The sequence below is a fragment of the Candidatus Contubernalis alkalaceticus genome (assembly GCF_022558445.1).
Taxonomy (GTDB): domain Bacteria; phylum Bacillota; class Dethiobacteria; order SKNC01; family SKNC01; genus Contubernalis; species Contubernalis alkaliaceticus.
Genome location: NZ_CP054699.1, coordinates 1,851,868 through 1,875,698, shown reverse-complemented (window position 1 = coordinate 1,875,698; position 23,831 = coordinate 1,851,868). Strand labels below are relative to the sequence as shown.

Genomic DNA, 23,831 nt, shown 5'->3' with positions numbered 1-23,831 from the left:
CGAAAAGTAAATGAACTTTCCCTTGGGGCAGCAGAGCTGATTGCCGTTATAAATGTTTTCATTCCAACCTGGCAGCACTCTTTTTGGGCGGTATGGAAGCGGAACATGCAAAAAACTGTTGTCCTGGATAAAAAAAAGATAAATGATTTGGATAAACGTGACAAATGCTTGACAAATGGGGTACGTCCCCCTGTGTCTTCGGGAGGGGTCTGGCTTGAGTTATTCCCTTACTTAGTATTTAGGGAAGGATTTGTAGAATATTTCTTGAATTGATTAGTGAACTCGTTTCAGCAAGCTGGGATGTGATGCATATACAGCAGAAAACTTTATTGCAAAAGTTCTAGATTTTTTAAGATAAAGATTAAAATCTAAAGGTTACGGTGGATAAATCAATTACACTGTTTAATCTGTTAAGGACTGGTGAGTAATGGGGCTGATAAATTTCACTACCAGGGTTGTTCGAAGTTACCTGGTGGGTAAGGACCAGGATTTTTCTTTTAAAGCCACAAGAGATATAGATTTCGTTTCGATTAATGAGACAGGCCTTTATCTACACATCCCTTTTTGCAAAAATATCTGCCCTTACTGCCCGTATAATAAGATAAAGTACGATAAAAAGTGGGTTGGCCCGTATGTAAGTTCTCTGCTCTCAGAAATTGAACAATACTATAATCGTTTTGGAAGACTTGAGATCACCTCCATTTATATCGGTGGAGGTACCCCCACAACCCTGATTAATGAACTAGGAACGGTTCTGGATAAAATCCGAGAAAGATTCAATGTAACCGGTGATATCTGTGTGGAAACAAATCCCGGGGATCTCAATCAAAATATAATCAATAGTTTAAATGATTATGGGGTTGACATGGTCAGCTTGGGAGTTCAGAGTTTCAATGACCGTTACCTTCAACTGTTGGGAAGAAGTTATCACTGCGATATTCTGAATTACACCATAGAAATGCTGCTGTCCTCGGATTTTAAATCTATAAATCTTGATCTGATGTTTGCCCTACCCGGGCAGACTTTGCCCCAATTAGAGCGTGACCTGGAAAGAGCGGTGGCATCTGGTGTAAATCAGGTCACCGCGTATCCTCTTTTTTCCTTTCCCTATTCCACCATAGGCCAATATCAAAAACTTAAGAAAGTTAAAATGCCAAACTTTGCTGTCAGAAGGAAAATGTACCGCGCCCTTCATTCATTTTTTCTAAATCAAGGATTTCGACGGGTTTCAGTATGGGGTTTTATGCGGGGGGAAGCTCCCAGGTATTCTTCAGTAACCAGGGACCACTATATTGGGCTGGGTGCCGGTGCCGGGTCCCATATCCCGGGTTGCTTTTTCTTGAATACATTTTCAGTTCCAGAATATATAAACAGATGTACTTCTGGGCATCTTCCTGTGGTTATGAGCATTGACTTTACTGAATTACTGACCATCTACTACTGGCTTTACTGGCGACTGTATGACACCCATATTCCTAAAATACAGCTTTATGAGCTATTTGGAGAAGACAATGCAAAATTAAAGCTGTTGTTAGGGCTAATAAGTGTCCTAAGAATGGCGGATGAAGATGAGAACAAGATTACGTTGAATGAGCGAGGTGCTTTCTGGCTGCACCTGATGCAGAATTACTTTTCATTGAATTATATTAACAAAGTTTGGACTGCCGCCCGAGAAGAACCCTATCCGGAAAAAATCAGTATCTAAGGTTATTTAAAAAAATCTTGCTTTCTAATTAAGTAAGGCCAAACAATTGTGAGAGGTGCGGTTTCTTTGAACTTATTATCTGCAGAAAAAATTACCAAAAGCTATGGTGAAAAAATGCTGCTCAAAGATCTTACCTTACATTTAAGTAAAGTGGATAAAGTCGGGGTGATCGGAATTAATGGCACCGGCAAATCTACCCTTTTGAAGATCATGGCAGAACTTGAGCAGCCTGACAGTGGAAAGATTAGCAAGGCTGCCGGAACAGTGACAGGCTATTTACCACAAAACCCTATTTACGGCGAAAAAATGACCGTATTGGAGGAGGTATTTAAAGGTGTTTCCACCGAAATTATAGAGCTAAAGGAGTATGAGGCGAAATCGATTTTAACCAGACTGGGTATTACAGAATTTTATACAGATGTGAGCCGTTTATCTGGGGGAGAGAAAAAAAAGGTAGCCATAGCCAGTGCCCTGATTAAACCATGTGAAATTCTTATACTAGATGAGCCGACCAACCACTTGGATAACTACATGGTCTTATGGCTTGAGAATTATCTCATAAAGTATCCGGGCGCCATTTTAATGGTTACCCATGATCGCTATTTTTTGGATAGAATCACCAATCGAATCGTCGAAATTAGCAAGGCAAACCTCTACAATTATCAAGCAAACTATTCACAATATATGGAGCTGAAAGCCAGGCGAGAGGAAATGGAAATCAGCACAGAACGGAAGAATAAGAGTTTGTATAGAACAGAATTGGAATGGATTAAGCGTGGGGCGAGAGCCCGGGGCACGAAAAGTAAAGAACGTATAGACCGGTTTGAAAAATTAAGTGCAAGGGAAAAGCCTACGACGGGTGAGAAACTGAACCTTAGCTCAGTGACAACTCGCCTTGGCAAAAAAACCGTAGAGATTAACAGCATATCTAAAAGCTTTGGGGTAAAGCAGTTAATTTCTGACTTTAGCTATATCTTTCTGCGGGATGCAAGAATAGGGATCATCGGTAAAAATGGGTGTGGCAAGTCCACCTTATTGAAGATGATTACTGGTGAGGTCTTCCCTGACCATGGGACGGTAGTTATTGGCGATACTGTTAAACTTGGATATTTTTCACAAGAAAATGAAGAAATGGACACTTCTTTAAGGGTGATCGACTATATCCGAGGAATTGCTGAAAACATAGAAACCGTAAAAGGCACTTTTTCTGCATCACAGATGTTGGAGAAGTTTCTTTTTCCAGCGGATTTACAGTGGAATCGCATTGATAAACTCTCCGGAGGAGAGAGGAGAAGATTATTTTTACTGAGGGTGCTCATGGATGCTCCTAATGTTTTACTGATGGATGAACCTTCCAATGATCTGGATATTGAAACCCTGGTGATCCTAGAAGATTATTTGGAAAACTTCAATGGAGCTGTGCTAGTCGTATCCCATGATCGCTATTTCTTAGATAAGGTGGTTGATCGGATTTTTGAGTTTCAAAGTGACGGAACCTTAAAACAATATGTGGGCGGTTATAGCGATTATTTAGAGAACTGTACAGCACAAGCTGAACAAAAGAAACAGGAAGCAGCAATAAATCAATGCAAGAACAACGAAAAAGACAAAAGAAGTGAAAATATCTCTCCAGCTGAAAACCCTTGGAAGCAAAGAAAAATGAAATTTACCTACAAAGAAAAATTGGAATATGAAGAAATAGAAGGTGTTATTGCTGATCTTGAAGAACAGCTTAAGGTATTAGAGAAGGCCATTCAAAGCGAAGCCAGTAACTATCCCAGGCTAGTGGAATTATTGACACAGAAAGAAGACTTAGAAAAAACATTAGCTTTAAAAATGGATCATTGGATATATCTTAACGATTTGGCAGAAAGAATTGCATCTATTTTAAGAGCTGCATCGCTGAGGGAGGAATAAAATGATTTATTTTACGGCCATTTTTTTTGCTTTTCTTGCCATAGGGGTTAAATATTTTAAATGGTATTGGTTAATAGCCGGATATAACACAATGCCAAAGAAAGAGAAGGAAAATGTTGATAAAGATGGACTGGCCAATTTTATAGGAAACTGGCTCTTTGTTTTAGCCGGCCTTTTAGTCTCGTTAGAAGTTCTTCCTCCATATGGAAACGTATCAATAATTGTTTTTGTTGTCTCCTTTATCATGGTCATTACTTACATGGTGGTAGGAGCACAAAAGTATATAAAGTCTAATGAAATTAGTAAGTCCGATAAAATATTTAATAACGCAAGAGCTGGTTTTGCCGTGATAGTAGGACTCATTGTGTTGGGGTTAATTTTTTTGGGCAGCAGAGATCCCAGGGTAGAAATTACTGAACATAGTTTAAAATTTGTTCCCGGTTCAACAGTTTCTCTTTCTAAAATAACAGAAATACAATTAAAAGAAGAAATGCCTGAGGTTATAAAAAAAAAAGGAGGCTTTGATGCGGGAGAAATACGAAGAGGCAGGTTTTTGTTAGAAGAAATGGGGGCAGGTACTATCTATGTTCATTCTTCCAATCAAGGCCCCTATATCTATATTTATCATGAGGATGGTTTTATCATTTTTCAGCATAGAGATCAGAAAAAAACCGAAGAACTATATGAGTACCTGAAAATTAATTTATAATTTGGGGAGCCTGTAGAAACCAGGCTTCCACGGTACCGCCGAGGTTGCTGCTGCTTGGCAATGGCGGTGGTAAAACTCTAATTATACAGCTCATTGAGACTATAGTGAGGATACCTTTTACAGCTCCTCCGGTATCACCGGTGCTCCCTTTGCTTACACCTTCTTTTACATTCACCCGGCGGGTAGAAGAATCCGATATAACAGACCTGGAAATTTTCCTGTCTCCTGGTCAGGCGCTGTTTACAGATAGATTTTAAAACAAAGTTTTTGCCATTTAATTATTTAGTAAGCGGCTCTCGTCCTAGTTTTTTCAGGAGCGAGAGGCGCTTATGTTTTTTAAAATTTCTTTGACATTTAAGAGTTAGTAGAATTATAATTTAAGACGAGTGAAATATGTAAAATAAATGAAAAAAGAAGGAGTTGTTATTTTATGTTAAATAATAATAAATTAGAGATTGTAACTCATAGGGAGGTAGATACAAAATAAATTAGTGTATTTACCTCCCACAAGTTAATTACTATAAAAAACTTAGGAGGATAAATATATTGAGTAAAATAGATATGAAAAGTTTAGGCCTCAGCCAAAGTTTTTCTAATGAGGCAGCCAAATATAAAGGTCTATATATTGGCCGAATAATTTCTCAGTACAAAAACCTATACAAGGTCGTAACAGATAATGGTGAAATCACAGCAGAAATTTCTGGAAGATTTCGTTTTGATGTGACAGTTTCATCCGATTACCCGGCGGTAGGAGATTTCGTTATGCTTGACCGAAATGAGGATATTAGCGGAAATGCTATAATTCACAAAGTACTGACAAGAAAAAGTGCCTTTATTAGAAAGGCTCCAGGAACATCGAATTGTGAGCAAATTGTTGCGGCAAACATAGACATGGTTTTTATTTGTATGTCTCTGAATAATGATTACAACCTTCGCAGATTAGAACGATATATTGGGATTGCCTGGGATAGTGATGCAGTTCCAGTCATCGTACTTACTAAAGCTGATTTATGCGATAATCTTTCACAGAAACTGGCAGAGCTTGATACTGTTGCCTGTGGGGTGGATGTGCTTGTTACGTCATGTTTGTCTGATGAAGGATATTTACCTGTTAAAAAATATCTTGAAAGCGGTAAAACCATTGCATTCATAGGCTCATCTGGCGTTGGAAAATCAACATTGATTAACATGCTCATTGGTGAAAACACTCTTATTACAAGAGAAATTAGAAATGATGATAAAGGTAGGCATACGACTACCAGGAGGGAAATTATTGTCCTTCCAGGTGGGGGTGTTGTCATTGATACTCCAGGGATGAGAGAGCTGGGGATTGATAGCGTTGATCTATCAAAAACCTTTGCGGATATTGATGAATTAGCAACTAAATGTAAATTTTATGACTGTACTCATTCTAGTGAGCCAAGCTGTGCAGTACAAAAAGCTATAAATGATGGTTTATTAACTAGGGATAGGTTTTTAAGTTATTTAAAACTAAAAAAAGAAGCTAAATATGAGGGTTTAAATTTTAAGCAGATTGAAACTGAAAAGCTGAATGTAATGTTCAAAGAAGTAGGCGGCATGAAAAATGCACGAAAGGTTATCAAGGGTAAAAATAAAAAAAGATGACTTTTTATTAGCTGACTTCTCTTTTTTAACGAATTGCTTGAATGATTTATCACCTGTCTAAGCCATATGTCAAGTAAGAGGAACGAAAGAGGGACGTACCTTAAATGTCAATTTAATGTCAACAATTTCCAGGATATAAATGCAAATTGTTGACATTGGGGTATGTCCCCTTATGTCCCACTTATGGCCCAAAAAGAAAGGAGGAATTTTTGTATGAAATTATTTTTAAACTTGAAGACATTTTTTGCTGGGTTGCTATTGGTTGTGCTGATGCTTTTCCCTGCCGGTTGTACACAAGAGAGTGAAATGCCTCCGGAGGATATGGTGTTTACTATAGTGCATACAAACGATTTGCACGGGCGGGTTTCCGGGGGAGCAGACGAAGAAATCGGACTTGCACTGATTGCAGAAAAAGTAGAGGAGCTCCGACAGCAGGGGGAAAGGATTCTGCTGCTGGATGCTGGTGATAGCTTTCACGGAACAGCCTATGCTGTGCTGCACCGGGGAGAGAGCGTTGTAGCTTTAATGAACGCCATGGGTTATGATGCCATGGTTCCGGGTAATCATGATTTCAATTATGGAACTGACCGATTGATGGAACTGGAGGAAATTGCTGAATTTCCGCTTATAGCCGCCAACGTTCGCACCAATGACGAAACTCTCTTTCCCCCATATGTTATTATTGAGACCGGTGAATTCAGGGTTGCTGTCTTTGGCCTGGTTACGCAGGAAACCATGTTCAAGAACCATCCCGATAACGTTTTGGGTTTATACTTCGATGATCCCATTGAAACAGCCCGCAGCGTAGTGGAAGATCTCAAAGTGGAAGATGTACAGATGGTTATCGCTCTGACTCACCTGGGTTACTGGGAGGAAGATGATGCCGTCTCCAGCAATCAGCTGGCAGCATCGGTTGATGGGATTGACCTGATTATCGATGGTCACAGTCACCATTTTTTCCCTGATGGACTTGTAGTAAACAATACTGTAATAGTTCAGGCCGGTTATAACAGCCGCGCTCTCGGCTTGGTAAGGATAACCAGCCGGGGCGGTGAGCTGGTAGAAATAACACCATCACTGTTAACCGTTGAGCAAATTGATTTGCATAATGGTTATGCTCCCGTAGCTGAAGTAATTACCAATTATGAAAAACTAAGCGAACCCATACTTAATGAAGTAATAGCATCCAGTGATGTTGACCTGATCGGTGAAAGAGAACTGGTCCGAACCAGGTCCACCAACTTAGGTCAGCTAATTAACGCGGCTATGCTGGAGGCCAGTAAAGCCGATGTGGCCATGATTAATGGAGGTGCTATCAGGAGTTCAATTGATTCGGGACCGATAACCCGCGGCGATATGCTCAGCGTTTTTCCATTCGATAATTATGTGGTTGTTCTGGAAGTAAGTGGCGAAGACCTTATAGCTATGCTGGAAATTGGTCTATCAGAGTATCCAGAACCCAGCGGTGCTTATCCCCATACCACCGGTATTGAATACATTTTTGATGCCGAGGAAGAACCCGGGAACAGAACTTCCGACTGGAAGGTAGGTGGACATCCCTTGGAACCGCAAGGTTATTATCGTTTAGTTACTAACGACTTTATCGCTGCCGGCGGTGACCGATACGATATCTTTAAAAATAAAAATACCATGGCCGAGTACGGTAACCTGGATGAACTGCTGACTAACTACCTGGCCGCAATGGTGAATATTGATAGTGACTTCAGTGATTAACAAACCAGACCCCAGCATCATCGGGAGTTAAAAAAAAGTGGGATAAGGGGACAAGGGATAGCTTCTTTGTTCCACTTTTTTTTGATCATTTTTAAAAAGGCCTAGAAAGCCAAAGGAGACATACCTTAAACCGAAGTTCAACCTAAAGCATAATTAGAAATTGAAAATAGCCTATTTTAGCTGATTTACCCAGGCAATGTAGTGTAGACTATTGGACATATTTATTGGTGATATATCCAAATAATTCTTGATATACGAGGCATTATCCCTTATAATAGTAGTATAGACTATTTAAGGGGGAATGCCGAGTGTTTGTTAAGATAACTCCCCGTAAAAAAGACGGGAAGACCTATTATTACGCTGAATTAGTAGAGTCTTACCGGGAACAGGGAAAGATTAAACATCGACGTCTACTCTACTTTGGTAGTGTAGACCAGGACACGGCCAAAAGGCTTAAGATCGCCTTTTCTCGTGATTTCGATTCTTTCACCAATATAGATAAGGTTGATTTTTCAACAGCTGTTCCTTATGGTAATTTTTTTCTTATCGATTCTTTAATTAAACAACTAGATTTATTGGAGCATTTTAGTTCCAAATTTGTTTCATCGGACCCTCATATAACCGTTCCTACTGCAATCAGGTATATTAAGGCTATGCTATTCCAGAGGATTATACAGCCGGACAGTAAATTGGCCCTTTTAGAATGGTTGCCACTGACACCGCTTAAGCATTTTCTGGATATAGAAAAAGTAGATTTACAGAGTTTATACCGCAGCCTAGAAATTCTTCAGGGAAACTTCAGCATAGTAGAACAGTATCTATATGATACAGCGGTTAAAAAGTTTAATCAGGACGATAAAGAACTTTATTACGATATAACCAGCAGCTATTTTGAGGGATGTAAGTGTATCATAGCTGAGTATGGCTATTCCAGAGATAAACGCAGAGATAGAAAGCAAATTGTGATTGGACTTGTCACCACCTCTGATGGATTTCCCATTAAATGCAAGGTCTATCCGGGAAATAGAGTAGACAAAACAACCGTTACAGAGGTTTTATCCGAACTGAAGGAAAAATACCCCATAGACGAGATTGTTTTTGTCGGTGATCGAGGGATGTTAACTGCTGATAATGTCGATGCAATTGAACAGCTTAATCAAAAGTATGTTATGGCCATCCCCCGGGCCTGGACCAAGAAATTTATTCAAAATACTTTCATTGATGAAAAAGAAATGAGAAAAATCAAAAAGGACCTTTATGCCGTATTTCTTCCTTCGGCAGAGAACCAAAGGCTTTTGTTATGTCTTAATACTCAGAAACGGGAAGACGACCAAAAATATCGCACATTTTGTATTGAAGCCATTAAAGAAGAGTTAGATAAGCTAAATAGTAGCCTGGGTAAAAACAAAAATATCAGCACTCGGGATGAAGCCATGAAAAGAGTGGGGCTTATCTTAAAGCTAAACTCTACCCGCAAATATTTCAGTGTAAAAACTGTTGACAGTAAAAAGAACAATCTGGGTTTTGAAATTCACTATGAGCTAAAAACAGCAAAAATACAAAGCGATGAGAAGTTGGATGGCACTTTCGTAATTCAATCCAATAAAAAAGATTACAGTGATGAAAAGCTTATAAACACATATAAAAATTTAAACAGGGTAGAAAACGCCTTTAAAGTAATCAAAAATGATCTAGACATCAGACCTGTTAATCATCGTAAAAAAGTAAGAGTTGAGGGGCATGTATATATCTGCGTATTGGCCTATTTTATAACTACTGCTATTGAGTATATTGCCATGGATAAAAAGCTTAATAAGTCTTCTCGGAAAATATTAAGACAGCTAAGCCAAATTAGCTTACTTGACATTAACCTGACTGACAGCAAAAAGAAGTATTCGATCACTACAGTACAAAAAGAACATAAAAAAATTCTCAATGCTTACAAAATTAAAAAAGTGGAAGTGCCAAATGTAGTATAGAATTTTTTTTAAAAAACAGCTATACATGGGAGCAATTTAAGTTATCGGGTTGAACTTCGGCTTAAATGCCAACTTAATGATACTTTAAAATATGGTTTTTTTTAGAAAATAATCGTTGTCAAACAAATGCTCTTATAATAAAATATGTGTAAAATAATTAGCTTTACCTGCATTCTACAATGTTATAAGGTAATAGTAATTCAATACTAGTAATGTAGTTTCCACTTGTTTCGACATGTTGTTTTATTTAACAACATTATACAGTGGAGTACGATAAAAAATTAAATAAACTAACAGGTACATGTTTTATTTGACAACATATCTGACCGGATATGAAAATATTGTCGTTATATATGTAGTAAAAAGATATCCATGACAATGACATCTCCAAGATAATAATGAAAGTAATAGGAGTTACTTATTCTTTAATAAGCGAATTAATAAAGTATTGATGTCTGCAGACTATATATTTATGCAGCTTGAGCAGTGGAAAATTAAATTTGCCAGGAGAGATATTTAATATGAAAAACAGGGGAATAACAATAATATTGATCTTCAGTGGGGTTACCCTTCTACTGTTGTGGTTGGCGCCAGCAGAAAAAACCTTGGGACAATGGGTTAAATTAATTTACTTTCATTCAACTCTAAGCTACACTGGAATTTACACTTTCTATGCTGCCGGTATTCTGGGATTACTTTATGCCTCTTTACGGATAAACTTTCTTGGGGACTGGTCCCTGGAACTGGGCCGCAGTGGGCTTCTTATTTGGGCTGTTTCCATTGTCCTGTCATTAATATCCATGCAGGTAATTTGGGGCGGGCTCTTATTGAATGAACCCCGGACTATAGCCTCGATAGTTTTACTGGGAATTGGACTGGGAAAAGAAATTGCCTTTTCTCAGTTCAATACACTTATAAAATCCCTATCCAACACCGTTTTTGCCCTTATAGTATTTCTCATCCTGAGTAATCTCACCCGCATCATGCATCCGGATAATCCCATCCGTTCCTCTCATTCCATGGCCATACGGATCTATCCATTTCTATTATTGGTTTGTACTCTGGCGGCACTTTTTGAGTTTACCCGCTGGAGGCTATCCCAAAAATAGTTTCAACAGGAACAAATCCTTATACTCTTATATGCCGTTGCTTTCTTTCCCATTCCTGGGCATTTTTCTAGGTCGTTTACGGAGTGATACCATTAACCATAGAATGTTAAAATATATTAATTAATCAGGGTGATGGAATATGCAGATTAATAGATTACTGGAAATTGTATATATTTTGCTGGAGAAGAAGCTGGTAACCGCCAAAGAATTAGCTGGGCATTTTGAAGTATCTCAGAGGACAATATACCGTGATGTAGATGTACTTAGTGCGGCAGGGATACCGGTTTATGCAAATAGGGGAAAAGGCGGCGGTATTTGCCTCCTTGAGAACTTTGTGCTCAACAAAACAGTACTTTCTGATAAGGAACAGATTGACATTTTATCTTCACTTCAAAGCTTGAAAGCACTCAATGTATCAAACATTGAACCGGTGCTGAGAAAGCTATCTGCTATGTTTGATAAAGAGCAGTTAAACTGGATCGAGGTGGATTTTTCCCCCTGGAGCAGCAGCACCACAGAACAAGAAAAGTTTAATATTATTAAAACTGCAATTTTTAACAACATTATTGTGACTTTTGATTATTATAGTTCATATGGGAAAAAAACAACAAGAACAGTTGAACCTGTAAAGCTTCTTTTTAAAAGTCAAGCTTGGTATCTTTACGGTTTTTGCAGAGACAAGGAGGATTTTCGTATTTTTAAAGTTACCCGGATAAAGAATCTAACAAGCTCTGAGGAAACATTTACACGAAAAATTCCCGAGAATATTTGGTATAAATCCCATGAATACAATAACAAGCTGATTAAATTGGTAATGCAAATTGATTCATTTATGGCCTACAGGGTCTATGATGAATTTGATCATGACCATATTGTAAGAAATTCAGACGGAAGTTTAACAGTAAACGTTTGTTTTCCAGAGGACCAGTGGGTTTACAACTATATTTTGTCTTATGGCAATTATGCAGAGGTTTTGCAGCCGGATCATGTGCGTGAAATCATCAAAACGAAGATTAAAGACAGCTTGAAAAAATATTCATAATATGACATCAGTTGTCCTATTACATATGGTATTCTAAAAGAAACGGGAGGAAGAGCCATGTCAGGTAAAATGGACTATAAAAAAGAGTATAAATATTTATACCTGCCCAAGGATAAACCGGTACTTGTTGAAGTGCCTGAAATTCGCTTTATCATGATTGAGGGTAAGGGCAATCCAAATGAAGAGAACGGCGAATATCAAAAGGCTGTAGAACTGCTATATGCACTTTCATACACTTTAAAAATGAGCCCCAAAAATCATTATACACCGGCAAATTATTTTGAGTACGTAGTTCCGCCGCTGGAGGGTTTATGGTGGCTTGCAGATAGTACCAGTACTGACTTTACACAAAAGGATAGGTATTGCTGGATCTCTATGATACGTCAGCCGGAATTCGTTACTGAGGATGTTTTTGCCTGGGCTTGCGAGCAAGTGAAAACAAAGAAAGCTCATCTTGAAACTGCAAAGGCAGTGCTTAAAGACTTCCAGGAAGGATTGTGTGTACAGTTGATGCATATCGGCCCTTATGACCATGAGCCCGAATCTATTGCCAAAATTGAAAGCTATATTGAGCAAAACGGCCTCGTGAATGATATCGGCAGCCATCTGCTAGACGGTTTTATACGACGGCATCATGAAATATACCTGAATGACCCGCGTAAAACACAACCTGGTAAACTTAAGACAGTTCTTAGGCATCCGGTAAGGCGGTGAAAGTTATGGAGTATATAACAATAAATGAAACTAATATTGATTCAGAGCACATTTGCTGCGCTTTTTCCGATAAAAAGTGTTCAGAAGGTTATGAACTAAAAAAGCAGTGGCTGAAAAGAGAATTTGATAATGGTTATATATTTCGCAGACTGAATGAACGTGCAAAAGTATTTATTGAATATGGTCCGGCTGAAAAGGCATGGCTGCCTGTAACAGCGCCAAACTATATAATGATAAATTGTTTTTGGGTCTCAGGCAAATATAAAGGAACCGGCCATGGCAAGGCTTTGCTGGCCCATGCAATTCAGGATGCCCGAGCACAAGGAAAAGACGGCTTAGTAACTGTTGCCGGCACAAAAAAGTACCATTTCATGAGTGATGCCAAATGGCTGCAGAGACAAGGGTTTGAAATATCTGAAAGCACACCCTCTGGGTTTAGTCTTCTAGTGAAATATCTAAACCCTCATGGGATGCAGCCTGTTTTTAATGAACCGGTAAAAACAGGGGAATGCCAGCAAAAGAAAGGTTTAGTTGTTTATTATTCTAATCGTTGTCCTTATTCCGAGTATCATGTTAACAATTCCTTAATAGAAACGGTAAAGAAGAGAAAGTTGCCCCTAAAAATTATTAAGTTGGAAACTTTGGAGCAAGCTAAGTCTTCTCCATCTCCAGCCACTATTTTCAGTCTATTTTACAATGGTAAATTTATAACAACTGATATTAGTGTTTGTATGGATAAACGCTTTGACAAAATTACAGGGCTTTAGCCTGCTGCTTGAATAGACATATAGGAACGAGATAGTTAGTGGGAGCATATTTTCCATCCAGCACTTTTACCTCTCCTGTAAGTTTTTCCTTAACGGTCATACGTTCAGACGTTCTCAGAAAATTCAGGGGCAGACCCTTTATGGGAGTAACTGGAAGACCGTCAGATTTAAGGTTTCCACAATTAGGTGATAAAAGAGAATTTTTATTCCAATGAAAAGTCCTTGATATAAAGGGCTTTTCTGACGTTACGAGTTAACCAAACATTTAGACCTAGTTATTATTGATATTAGAGCAGTATTTATTTCAGGAACAATGTAAAATAAATAAGATAATAAGTAAAATATAATTGATATATTTTCTAAAGTTATTTAACAAAAATATCTGCCCTTACTGCCCGTATAATAAGATAAAGTACGATAACCTACGAGTACAATAATGATTAATTAAAAGGGAAAGTAACAATTCATATGGAATATTAATCTAAAATGTAATTATGAAGGAGGAAAAGACTGTTGAAAATTGATGTTCATGTACACATCCTTTCCCCAGATTTTATTGCTGATGTGGAGAACTATAAGAAAAGGGAAGCTCACTTTTGTTTAATACATACCGGACCTAAGGTGAAGTATGCCACTGTGGATAGTGTTTTGGCGGACATGGAAAAGTCCGGGGTGGATCGTACGGTGGTTTTTGGATTTCCTTTTAAAGATATTGGGATCTGTCGGGAAGCCAATGATTATATTATAGATGTGGTTAATAAGTATCCGGACAAGCTTACAGGGTTTGCTGTAGCGCCCCCCTTGGATCCAGGATGCGCAGCAGAAATTGCCCGATGTCATGACCAGGGGCTGAAGGGGGTTGGAGAATTAATTCCTGACGCACAACAATTTGATATCTCTGACCAGGATCAGATGAAAAGCCTGGTAGGTATATGCCGGGAGAGAAATCTGCCCATTCTAATGCATGCCAATGAACAGGTGGGCCACTATTATCCTGGTAAAGGTGAGACCGGGCCCCGGCGCGCCTTCTGTTTTGCTCAGGATAACCAGGATCTTACTATTATATTTGCTCACTGGGGCGGGGGACTGTTTTTTTACGAACTGATGCCGGAACTAAAAAAAGAGATGACCCATGTTTATTATGATAATGCTGCCTCCCCGTACCTGTATGCTCCCCAGGTTTATGAAGCAGCCCGCACGGCAGGAATCCTGGACAAGGTAATGCTGGGCAGTGATTTCCCACTGCTTTCTCCCACCCGTTATTATAAAGAACTTTCTAAGACCAATCTTACTCAAGAAGAGAAGGATATGGTGTTGGGCAAAAATGCTGAAAGAGTCCTTTTTAGCTAATCATGAAGGAAGTATGCATTTTCAACGAAACTCGGGATAGCTTCCTGGCTCAAAGGGCTTGTGTTGCCGACAGTTTTTTTCCCAGGCTGAAAGGCCTCTTGGGCAAAAAATGCCTTCCCCCTCAGGGAGGATTAGTAATTATACCCTGCAGCAGTGTGCACTGCATGGGGATGAAGTTTCCTATCGATGTTTTATATGTTTCTTTAGAACATAAGGTGTTGAAAGTGGTGGAAAACCTAAGGCCCAACCGCCTGGGACCAATAGTGAAAGGGTCTAAATATGTAGTTGAACTTCCCGCCGGTACTATTTCTGCCACCTCTACAGGAGAAGGCGACATTCTTCATCTTAAGAATATAAATGATGACTGAAGACCACTTTAAAGGCTCTAATGGTTATATGTTTAATAAGTCTCAAAGGGGTTCCTTGTGCAGCTAATTCCCGACCTTAAAAAGAAATGGAATATTTAATAGCTTAAATAAAAACACCTGAAATTTTAAATCAGGTGTTTTTTTGATGAAAACAACTAACTCCAGTATAAAAGAAAATTCTTTCTTGTTTGTGTGAAAAAAAATAAGGAAGAAAGTTAAAAATAATATCAAATATTCTTTTATTATTTGTAAAAGATAATATAAGCAAATTATTCACTCATTGGAGCAGGCCAAAAGTTTAAATGTCCAATAAATAACAGCAGAATTATCAGAAGTAGAAAATAAGACCATAGAACCGTCCCCTTGACTTAATTTTAAGATAGTTATGGAAAATTAATCTATAACGGTTATTATGTAAGATATAATATTATTAATTCACATTTTATGATATATGTAAAACTAAAAATGGAGGTGTTATTTTGAATAAGGAAAACCGGCTGATTTTTGAAAAAAGTCCATACCTGCTGCAGCATGCCTATAATCCGGTGGACTGGTATCCCTGGGGGAACGAGGCTTTTGAAAAGGCGTTGCAGGAGGATAAACCGATATTTTTAAGTATAGGATATTCAACCTGTCACTGGTGTCATGTTATGGAGAGGGAATCTTTTGAAAAGGAAGATGCCGCAGAAATTCTTAACAAGCATTTCGTGTGCATCAAGGTGGACCGGGAGGAACGTCCTGATGTGGATTCTGTTTACATGACGGTCTGCCAGGCCATGACCGGCCGGGGAGGTTGGCCCTTGACCATTTTTTTAACCCCGGACAAGAAACCGTTTTTTGCCGGCACCTACTTCCCTAAAAAAAGCATACAGGGTAGACCGGGTCTGATGGAGCTGGTGGACAGAGTTGCCCACCTGTGGAAAAATGAACGGGAAGACCTTTTAGAATCTGCGGAGAATTTACTGGGACACTTGAAGAAGAATATCTATGAAAAGGATGAAGTGGAAATATCTTTGGGAATAGAATCCCTGGACGAAGCCTACGACTCTCTGGCTCAACGTTTTGATAAAGTATGGGGAGGGTTTGGTTCAGCTCCTAAGTTTCCCACCCCCCATTACCTTACTTTTCTATTGCGTTACCATAAGCGAACCGGAGAAGAGAAAGCGCTGGAAATGGTAGAGAAAACCCTTGAGAATATGTCCCGAGGAGGAATTTATGACCATTTAGGCTATGGTTTTCACCGCTATTCTACAAATCGGGAGTGGCTTCTACCTCACTTTGAGAAGATGCTGTATGACCAGGCCCTTTTAAGCATGGCTTATATTGAGGCCTATCAGGTTACTGGAAAGGAAGATTACAGAGATAAAGTAAAAGAGATTATGTCCTATGTGCTGAGAGACATGGTATCAGCAGAAGGCGGCTTTTACTCTGCTGAAGATGCTGACAGCGAAGGAGAAGAGGGAAAGTTTTATGTCTGGGAAACCAGGGAGATGAAAGAAATTCTGGAGGAAAATCAGTACAACATTGCTGCCCGGGTTTTTAATACTAGAGATGAAGGGAATTTTCGAGATGAAGCCACTGGAAAAAGAAACGGTAAAAATATTTTGTTTCTAAAGAAATCTGTGGAAGAATTGGCGAGAGAACTTAAAATAGACAAAGCTCTGCTGAAGGATGAAATTAATAATATAAAAAATAAGCTTTTTATAAAAAGAGAAAAAAGAATCAGGCCGCACCTGGATGATAAAATTCTAACTGACTGGAACGGGCTGATGATTGCCGCCATGGCCAGGGCGGGAAGTGCTTTAAAGGAGGAAAAATATATCCGTGCCGCCCGGAAAGCTGCAGATTTTGTTTTAACAAATCTGAGGACTCCCCAGGGTAGGCTGCTTAAGAGTTACCGGGAAGGCCCCTCCAACCTACCCGGTCATGCAGACGACTATGCCTTTTTAATTTGGGGGCTCCTGGAGCTTTATGAAGCTACCTTCAAGGGGAAATACCTGGAAAATGCCCTGCGGCTGAACGATATACTGATCCATTTGTTCTGGGATAAGGAAATAGGAGGCCTTTATTTTACAGCAGAGGACAGTGAAGACCTCCCCTTGCGTCCTAAAGAAATTTATGATGGAGCCATCCCTTCTGCCAATTCCGTCACCGCCCTGAATTTGATTCGCCTGGCCCGTTTAACGGGAGACACAAGCTTGGAGAAAAAGTCGGTTCAAATAGGAAATGCTTTTGCAGGAGAAATAAGCCAACATCCTGCTGCAAGCACACAGTTTCTATCTGCTATTGATTTTACCCTGGGGCCGGCTGTAGAAATTGTAATTGTTGGTGAGAAACAAGATCCTATCTCCCGGGAGATGCTTGATAGATTATACAGCTCTTTTGTTCCAAACAAGGTAATAATTTTTAAGGATATTAAAAACACTGAAGAGGAAAAGCTCATCAACGAGCTGGCACCTTACACACGGGAACAAAAGAGCCTTGAGGGTAAAACTACTGCCTATGTATGCCGCAATTTTTCCTGTCTTTCTCCCATACACAGTCCAGAACAGCTTTTCTCCCAGGTCCAGGATTAAATCCACAAAACAGGCTGCATTGGCTGTATCCTGGCAGGATAATTGATCCTCTTGAAAGAAAATAATTATATACAAATCTGCATCTGGACAATGGACTAAGACAGCAGTACGGAGAATTCGTTGGAATTGAGCTGCAGTATAGTTTAAGAAAAATTTGCTGCAAGGGGGAAAAATCATGAAAGGTATTTTATACGGGGTGGGTACCGGGCCGGGGGACCCGGAACTGATAACGTTAAAGGCCTTAAAAATCTTGAATGACGCTGACATTATCCTCACCCTTCGGAATGAGCGGGAAGAGGAGAATTCAGCATTATCTGTTATTGTTCATCATCTGAAAGAAGCCGCAGATAAACATCGAGAAATTGTCTTACCTTGGAAAGGACGCTGTCATACTTTTATGGATTTCTGGATTAATACGGCTAGAATTATCCAAGGTTATTTGGAAGAGGGTGTAAAAGTAGCATTTGCGGTACCTGAAGACCCGGTACTGTTTAGCACCTTTTCATATCTGGTGGATATGCTGGAGGGAGAAATGGATGATGTACCAATAGAGATTATACCGGGTATCAATCTTTTCAGCGCTGGAACCGGTTTTCTTAAAATTCCTTTGGTTATGGAAAATGAAAAATTAGCGGTCCTGCAGGCTCCGGTTTCTTACCAGAACCTGTCTGATTTCTCCCAGGCCTTTGATGCCTTGGTGATATTTAAGGGAGATAATAAACTAAAGGTAACTTTAGAAAACCTGGAGAAACTGAATTTAATAGAAAAAACTTATTTTTTAGTTTATTCAAAACAACAAAATGAGTTTTTATCTCTAGGTAAGGATGATTTGGAAAAGAAAGAGATAGAAGGGGAACTGTTAATAATAATTAAAATGTACTAAAATTATAAAACCAAAAAATTTATTTGACTTACCGGAGGTCACGAGAATACGATCTATCATTTTATATGTGTCACAAATATATTCCTGAATTATTATCGTTAAAATACTGCCCCGGGGCGGTATTTTATGTTTTTAAGAAATAATACTTTACTATGTTTATAATTCAATCTATGATTATAAGAAGAATTTCTTGAAGAATAGTTTAGGAAGACTATGGAAATGAATAAGGAATATATCTATTTCGAGGTGAAAAAGTATGAATGAGGAACATTCCAACGTATTCGATGTAATAGTTATTGGAGCTGGACATGCAGGGTGTGAAGCCGCTCTGGCTGCCGCCCGTCTGGGCTGTACAGCGCTGTTAATAACTTTAAACTTAGACCAGGTGGCTCATATGGCCTGTAACCCTTCAATTGGGGGGCCGGCCAAAGGTCATCTGGTAAAAGAAATTGACGCCCTGGGCGGACAGATGGGTATTGCTGCTGACCAGAATACTCTGCAGCTTCGACTCTTGAATACCAAGAAGGGCCCGGCGGTAAGAGCCCTTAGGGCACAGATTAACAAAAATGAATATCAGAGATCCATGAAATGGGCACTGGAAAATCAAGAGGGCTTGCTGCTCAGGGAAGGGGTGGCCAGCCAGATAATAGTAGAAAACAATAGAGTGCAGGGTGTTAAGACCCTGAACGGAGGCATATACCGTGCAAAAACGGTGATAGTGACCACCGGCGTTTATCTCCGCTCTAAAATATTCCTAGGCTATAATATTTATGATGCCGGGCCTAACAATTCTCTTTCTTCAGTACATCTGGGAAAGAACTTAGCTTCCCTTGGTATTCGATTAGAAAGGTTCAAGACCGGCACGCCCCCTAGAATTTATAAAGACAGCATTGATTTGGACTCCCTGGAAGTGGTAACCGGAGAACAGGATATAGGTAATTTTTCTTTTCTGACGCCTCCGGAAAAGAAACTACAGTATCACTGCTGGATGACCTATACCAACCACGAAACCCACCGGATTATTCGAGAAAATATTGATCAAGCTTCCCTCTATGCCGGTTTAATTAAAGGAGCAGGCCCCCGCTATTGTCCCTCCATTGAGGGCAAGGTAGTCCGCTTCCCCGGACGGGACAGGCATCCGATATTTATTGAACCTGAAGGGGACGACACCTTAGAAATGTATATTCAAGGGATGTCTTCCAGTTTTCCTGAGGACCTTCAGTTAAAATACCTTCGAACTATCAAGGGGCTGGAAAAGGCAGAGATTACCCGAGCGGCCTACGCTATTGAATATGATTTTGCTCCACCTTCCCAATTGAAGCCTTCCCTGGAGACAAAAATTATTTCAGGGCTTTTCCTGGCGGGACAGATTAACGGGACCACCGGTTACGAGGAAGCGGCGGCCCAGGGCCTTTTTGCTGGGGTAAATGCCGTTCACTTTTGTAAGGGGAAAGAACCCTTGTTTTTGGATAGATCCCAAGGTTACATGGGGGTTTTAATTGACGACCTGATTACTAAGGATATTATTGAAGAACCTTATCGGGTGTTCACCTCCCGGGCGGAATACCGTTTGCATTTGCGTCACGAGAACGCGGACCTTCGGCTTACAGAAATCGGATATCAGATTGGATTGGTGACCGAAGAACGTTATGCCAAATACATGGAAAAAAAAGAAGCTATAGAGAGGGAAAAGGGGTGGCTCAGTCAGTATGTGCTTTATCCTAATGAAGAAACCAACAGTCTGCTGAACCAACGCAGTATGGCTCCCCTTTCCAAGAAAAGTACTGGTGAAGAACTGCTGCGTAGGCCGGAGATGAGCTACCGATTGTTTAGCCAGCTTTTTCCCAATGAATGGGGGGGGGACCCTTCTCTGGAGGTAATCCGGGAAGTGGAAAACCAGATTAAATACAGCGGATATATTGAAAAAGAGTTAAGCCGCGTAAAAAAAATGCAAAACCTGGAGAAGAAGCTGATTCCACCAGATTTTGATTACGAAAAAGTTCATAACCTGTCCTCGGAAGCCAGGCAGAAATTGATCCGTCAGGCTCCTACAACCCTGGGTCAGGCCTCCCGTATAGACGGGGTCTCTCCTTCGGATGTCTCCATCCTGGCTGTTTCCCTGGAGAAAAGCAGAAGAGAAAAGGACCTAAAGAAGAAACAGCATAATACTAGTATTGCAGAAAACAAAAAGCAGCAGGATAGTAGCAAAAGGGAAGGTGATTGAATGGTTCAAGAAATGATAGATAAGCCTTTTGGCTGGCATTATCGGCTTAGTGAATTTTTTGAAAAACATTTCCCCTTTCGTATTCGAAAGATACCGGTACATGCTGGATTAGATTGTCCCAATCGGGACGGAACCCTGTCCGCATTGGGTTGTAACTTCTGCTACAATCCCAGCTTTAGCCCGTTTCTTGCGTCCCCCGGCTCTATACAGGAACAAATCAGGGCATCCTATGAAAGGTTAAGCCCCAAAGGCCGGGAGAATACCCGTTTTTTAGCTTATTTCCAATCCTATACAAACACGTACGGAAAAACTAACCTCTTACAGAAAATGTACCGGGAAGCTCTCTCTTCAGATCAGGTGATAGGGCTTTCCATATCTACCCGTCCCGACTGCATATCTGATGAAGTGTTGGATATTTTGGAGGAGTATGCTGAAGATAAACATATTTGGCTGGAATACGGCCTGCAGTCAGCCCATGACCAGACCCTTTTGAGGATTAACCGAGGACACACCGCAGCCCATTTTAGCGATGCCGTAGAAAGAACCAAAAATCGGGGAATTTTTATCTGTGCCCATGTTATCCTGGGCCTGCCGGGAGAAGGTATGGAAGAGATAATGGAGACCGTCAGGTTTTTAAATGCATCTCAAATTGATGGTGTTAAAATTCACCATCTACAGGTGATAAAAAATACAACTATGGCTGAAGAATACTCTCAAAATAAATTTAAAGTATTTTCCTATGAAGAATATTTGGAAATACTGGTGAATGTGTTGGAACTTATTAGTCCCCACCTGGTTATACACCGCCTGATGAGTGAGGTTACGGACCCAAAACTGCTTATAGCTCCTCACTGGAAGCAGGGTAAAGCACAGCTGCATCAGGAGGTAGAGAAGCTGCTGAAGAGGAGGTCTACTTTTCAAGGGGTCAGATATAGATAATAATTTATGAAATAGTTGTATTCATTTGTCAATTTAGTTATTGACACATTATTATTTTTAGTTTACAATATCGACAAGCGATATCGAAATATGATTTTAGGAGGGATGCCTATGAAAGATCAGGTGCTGCGTAAGCTATTTTTAGGTTTTGTTCAGATACACATTCTCTATCATGCAGGGAAAGAACCTATTTTTGGATTATACATGATTGAAGAGTTGAAGAGACATGGTTATGAAATCAGCCCAGGGACTCTTTACCCGCTGCTGCACAGTATGGAGTCCAAAGGCCTGCTAAAGAAGCAGGAGGAAGTGGTGGAGGGGAAGGTTAGAAAATACTATACCCTCACGGCCCAGGGACAGGAAGTGTTGGAGGAAGCCCGGGAAAAAGCTTTGGAACTTTTTAAAGAAATCCAAGAGATATAGAGTGTTGGGGAGGGGTGTAAAAGTGTTTGTTTTAAAAAATGTATCCTTTAAGCATATCTTAAAAATTGAACAGCTCAGAATACCGCAAAGAAAAATCACCTGCATTGTAGGGGAAAGTGGTAGTGGAAAGACCACACTTTTAAAATTGTTAAACCACATGATCAGCAGTGACAATGGAGATATATTTTACCAGGGGAAAAATCTTCAGAATTATGACCCCATTCAACTTCGACGGGAAGTAGTCATGCTTTCCCAGGTTCCTTTAATATTTCCTGGAACCATATTAGATAATTTGATTATTGGGCTGGAATTTTCCGAAAAGCCCCCGGTTACGGAGGGAGAATTGCGGCAGCTTTTAAAAAGTGTTAAATTGGGCAAAGATCTTTCTGACAATGCACTGGAATTATCTGGAGGTGAAAAACAGAGGTTGGCCCTCTGTAGGATATTGTTGATGGAACCTGAGGTTTTCCTTTTGGATGAACCCTCCTCAGCATTAGACGATGAGACGGAAGAAATGATTATTGAGCAAATGGTGAGCTTTACCAAGAAAAAAAAGAAAACCCTGGTCATGGTTACTCATTCCAAAAGAATTGCTCGAAGCTATGGGGAGTTCATTGTTACTATGGATCGAGGGAAAATTACTCAGGTAGAGGGGGGGTAAGGTAAGATGAACGGAATTATTGAAATCGGTGTAATACAGCTTTTTGCCGCCTATATTTTTTTAATTATTCTATTGGCAATCACCCGAAGACAGGGTATCGGCAAAGAAAAGGAAATTCTTATTTCATCGCTGCGTATGACCATACAGTTAATTATCATGGGGTATGTCCTGGTTTATATGTTCACAGTAAATCATTATCTGCTTTCTATTGGGGCCCTGGTATTCATGGAGTACTTCGCCATTCGCAACATCTACAGTCGTATTAAAGTAAAAATTAACCGACGCCTGAGAAAGGTAATTTCTCTTTCTATGATATCCGGCACTACCCTGACTATTCTTTTTTTTCTGCTGGTGGTTATAGGCCTTAGTCCCTGGTATGAAACCCGATATTTTATTCCCATTGCCGGAATGATTATTGGCAACTCCATGACCGGCATTTCCTTGGGGGCAGAACGACTAATTGATGGAATAAAAAACAGAAAGGACCTGGTGGAAGGAGCCCTGATGCTGGGGGCTACCCCGGAACGGGCCACCAAGAGCATTGTTAACGACGCTTTTACCGCAGCCATTCTGCCCACCATCAATTCCATGGTGGGTATGGGGATTGTCTTTTTGCCGGGAATGATGACCGGGCAAATTCTCTCGGGTGTATCACCCCTTACGGCCATCGAGTATCAAATTGCCATTATGCTGGGTATTATGGGAAGTGTTTCTCTCACCGTGTTTGTGATGGTCCAGCTGGGATATAAAACTTTTTTCAACGAGAGAAGTCAGCTGGAGTACGGGGAACTATAAGTCTTTTTAGTCTCTTAAAAATATCCTGGTGACACAATTGAGTCAGTTTGTTATCTTTAAAGTATTTTTATCATGTATCATTGATAAAATACTTTTTCTTTTGTATAATTAACCGCAAAGAGTGAACTCGTTTCAGCAAGCTAAAAATATCGGGGAATCAGGTGGAGACTCTACTCCACCTGATTAAAAGCCCCACCTACGCTAACGCTTAGAGGTGGGGGTCTTATACCAAAAAAAAAGGAGATAAACTCTAAAGAATATTATTCCCAGAAGCTTTTTTTATCTATTGGGGCAAAATGAACTAACTACT

At 39.9% G+C, this 23,831-nt stretch carries 20 protein-coding genes; 19 read left to right on the top strand and 1 reads right to left on the bottom strand.

The features are described from left to right. The first annotated feature begins 427 nt into the window (after positions 1-427). The 5 genes from HUE98_RS09315 to HUE98_RS09295 all read left to right on the top strand — a co-directional run bounded on the left by HUE98_RS09315 (position 428) and on the right by HUE98_RS09295 (position 7,691). Complete coding sequence (locus HUE98_RS09315) at positions 428-1,705, top strand: coproporphyrinogen-III oxidase family protein (RefSeq protein WP_241420388.1); 1,278 nt, start codon at positions 428-430, stop codon at positions 1,703-1,705. A 66-nt stretch (positions 1,706-1,771) separates the two neighbouring features. Further along, entirely contained in the window at positions 1,772-3,622 is a 1,851-nt protein-coding gene (locus tag HUE98_RS09310) for an ABC-F family ATP-binding cassette domain-containing protein (protein WP_241420387.1), read from the top strand. A gap of 1 nt (position 3,623) precedes the next feature. Further along, entirely contained in the window at positions 3,624-4,331 is a 708-nt protein-coding gene (locus HUE98_RS09305; RefSeq protein ID WP_241420386.1) for a DUF3784 domain-containing protein, read from the top strand. A 546-nt stretch (positions 4,332-4,877) separates the two neighbouring features. Next, positions 4,878-5,957 carry a ribosome small subunit-dependent GTPase A gene (rsgA, locus tag HUE98_RS09300; RefSeq protein ID WP_241420385.1) on the top strand — a complete coding sequence of 360 codons (1,080 nt, stop codon included), beginning with the start codon at positions 4,878-4,880 and terminating at the stop codon, positions 5,955-5,957. 213 nt (positions 5,958-6,170) lie between these two features. Further along, positions 6,171-7,691 (top strand): bifunctional metallophosphatase/5'-nucleotidase, encoded by a 1,521-nt coding sequence (locus HUE98_RS09295; protein ID WP_241420384.1) that lies wholly within the window; start codon positions 6,171-6,173, stop codon positions 7,689-7,691. A gap of 27 nt (positions 7,692-7,718) precedes the next feature. On the opposite strand, the gene cas5 is transcribed toward HUE98_RS09295, so the two are convergent. Next, the gene (gene cas5 / locus HUE98_RS18085) at positions 7,719-7,832 is read right to left on the bottom strand and encodes a CRISPR-associated protein Cas5 (RefSeq protein ID WP_407080254.1); all 114 of its coding nucleotides are present in this window, start codon (positions 7,830-7,832) and stop codon (positions 7,719-7,721) included. A 167-nt stretch (positions 7,833-7,999) separates the two neighbouring features. Here cas5 and HUE98_RS09290 point away from each other — a divergent pair, with 167 nt between their 5' ends. The 14 genes from HUE98_RS09290 to HUE98_RS09225 all read left to right on the top strand — a co-directional run bounded on the left by HUE98_RS09290 (position 8,000) and on the right by HUE98_RS09225 (position 23,521). Continuing rightward, positions 8,000-9,670 (top strand): IS1634 family transposase, encoded by a 1,671-nt coding sequence (locus tag HUE98_RS09290; RefSeq protein WP_241420383.1) that lies wholly within the window; start codon positions 8,000-8,002, stop codon positions 9,668-9,670. A 521-nt stretch (positions 9,671-10,191) separates the two neighbouring features. Next, complete coding sequence (locus HUE98_RS09285) at positions 10,192-10,779, top strand: hypothetical protein (protein WP_241420382.1); 588 nt, start codon at positions 10,192-10,194, stop codon at positions 10,777-10,779. 139 nt (positions 10,780-10,918) lie between these two features. Further along, positions 10,919-11,821, top strand: coding sequence for a helix-turn-helix transcriptional regulator (locus tag HUE98_RS09280; protein WP_241420381.1), 903 nt, complete (start codon positions 10,919-10,921; stop codon positions 11,819-11,821). A 57-nt stretch (positions 11,822-11,878) separates the two neighbouring features. Continuing rightward, positions 11,879-12,535: a GyrI-like domain-containing protein gene (locus tag HUE98_RS09275; RefSeq protein WP_241420380.1), complete on the top strand. Its 657-nt coding sequence runs from the start codon at positions 11,879-11,881 to the stop codon at positions 12,533-12,535. Positions 12,536-12,540: 5 nt separating this feature from the next. Continuing rightward, the gene (locus tag HUE98_RS09270; protein ID WP_241420379.1) at positions 12,541-13,302 is read left to right on the top strand and encodes an N-acetyltransferase; all 762 of its coding nucleotides are present in this window, start codon (positions 12,541-12,543) and stop codon (positions 13,300-13,302) included. Positions 13,303-13,815: 513 nt separating this feature from the next. Beyond that, complete coding sequence (locus HUE98_RS09265) at positions 13,816-14,652, top strand: amidohydrolase family protein (RefSeq protein ID WP_241420378.1); 837 nt, start codon at positions 13,816-13,818, stop codon at positions 14,650-14,652. A 2-nt stretch (positions 14,653-14,654) separates the two neighbouring features. After that, positions 14,655-15,020, top strand: coding sequence for a DUF192 domain-containing protein (locus HUE98_RS09260; RefSeq protein ID WP_241420377.1), 366 nt, complete (start codon positions 14,655-14,657; stop codon positions 15,018-15,020). Between the two features lie 479 nt (positions 15,021-15,499). Beyond that, on the top strand, positions 15,500-17,596 hold the full coding sequence (locus HUE98_RS09255) for a thioredoxin domain-containing protein (RefSeq protein WP_241420376.1): 2,097 nt from the start codon (positions 15,500-15,502) through the stop codon (positions 17,594-17,596). Between the two features lie 175 nt (positions 17,597-17,771). Continuing rightward, the gene (locus HUE98_RS09250) at positions 17,772-18,479 is read left to right on the top strand and encodes an SAM-dependent methyltransferase (RefSeq protein WP_241420375.1); all 708 of its coding nucleotides are present in this window, start codon (positions 17,772-17,774) and stop codon (positions 18,477-18,479) included. Positions 18,480-18,735: 256 nt separating this feature from the next. Further along, positions 18,736-20,703: a tRNA uridine-5-carboxymethylaminomethyl(34) synthesis enzyme MnmG gene (gene mnmG / locus HUE98_RS09245; protein ID WP_241420374.1), complete on the top strand. Its 1,968-nt coding sequence runs from the start codon at positions 18,736-18,738 to the stop codon at positions 20,701-20,703. Then, complete coding sequence (locus HUE98_RS09240) at positions 20,704-21,642, top strand: TIGR01212 family radical SAM protein (protein ID WP_241420373.1); 939 nt, start codon at positions 20,704-20,706, stop codon at positions 21,640-21,642. 111 nt (positions 21,643-21,753) lie between these two features. Further along, complete coding sequence (locus HUE98_RS09235; RefSeq protein WP_241420372.1) at positions 21,754-22,065, top strand: PadR family transcriptional regulator; 312 nt, start codon at positions 21,754-21,756, stop codon at positions 22,063-22,065. 22 nt (positions 22,066-22,087) lie between these two features. Next, positions 22,088-22,726 carry an ABC transporter ATP-binding protein gene (locus HUE98_RS09230; RefSeq protein WP_241420371.1) on the top strand — a complete coding sequence of 213 codons (639 nt, stop codon included), beginning with the start codon at positions 22,088-22,090 and terminating at the stop codon, positions 22,724-22,726. A 6-nt stretch (positions 22,727-22,732) separates the two neighbouring features. Further along, complete coding sequence (locus HUE98_RS09225) at positions 22,733-23,521, top strand: ABC transporter permease (protein ID WP_241420370.1); 789 nt, start codon at positions 22,733-22,735, stop codon at positions 23,519-23,521. Positions 23,522-23,831: the final 310 nt, after the last annotated feature.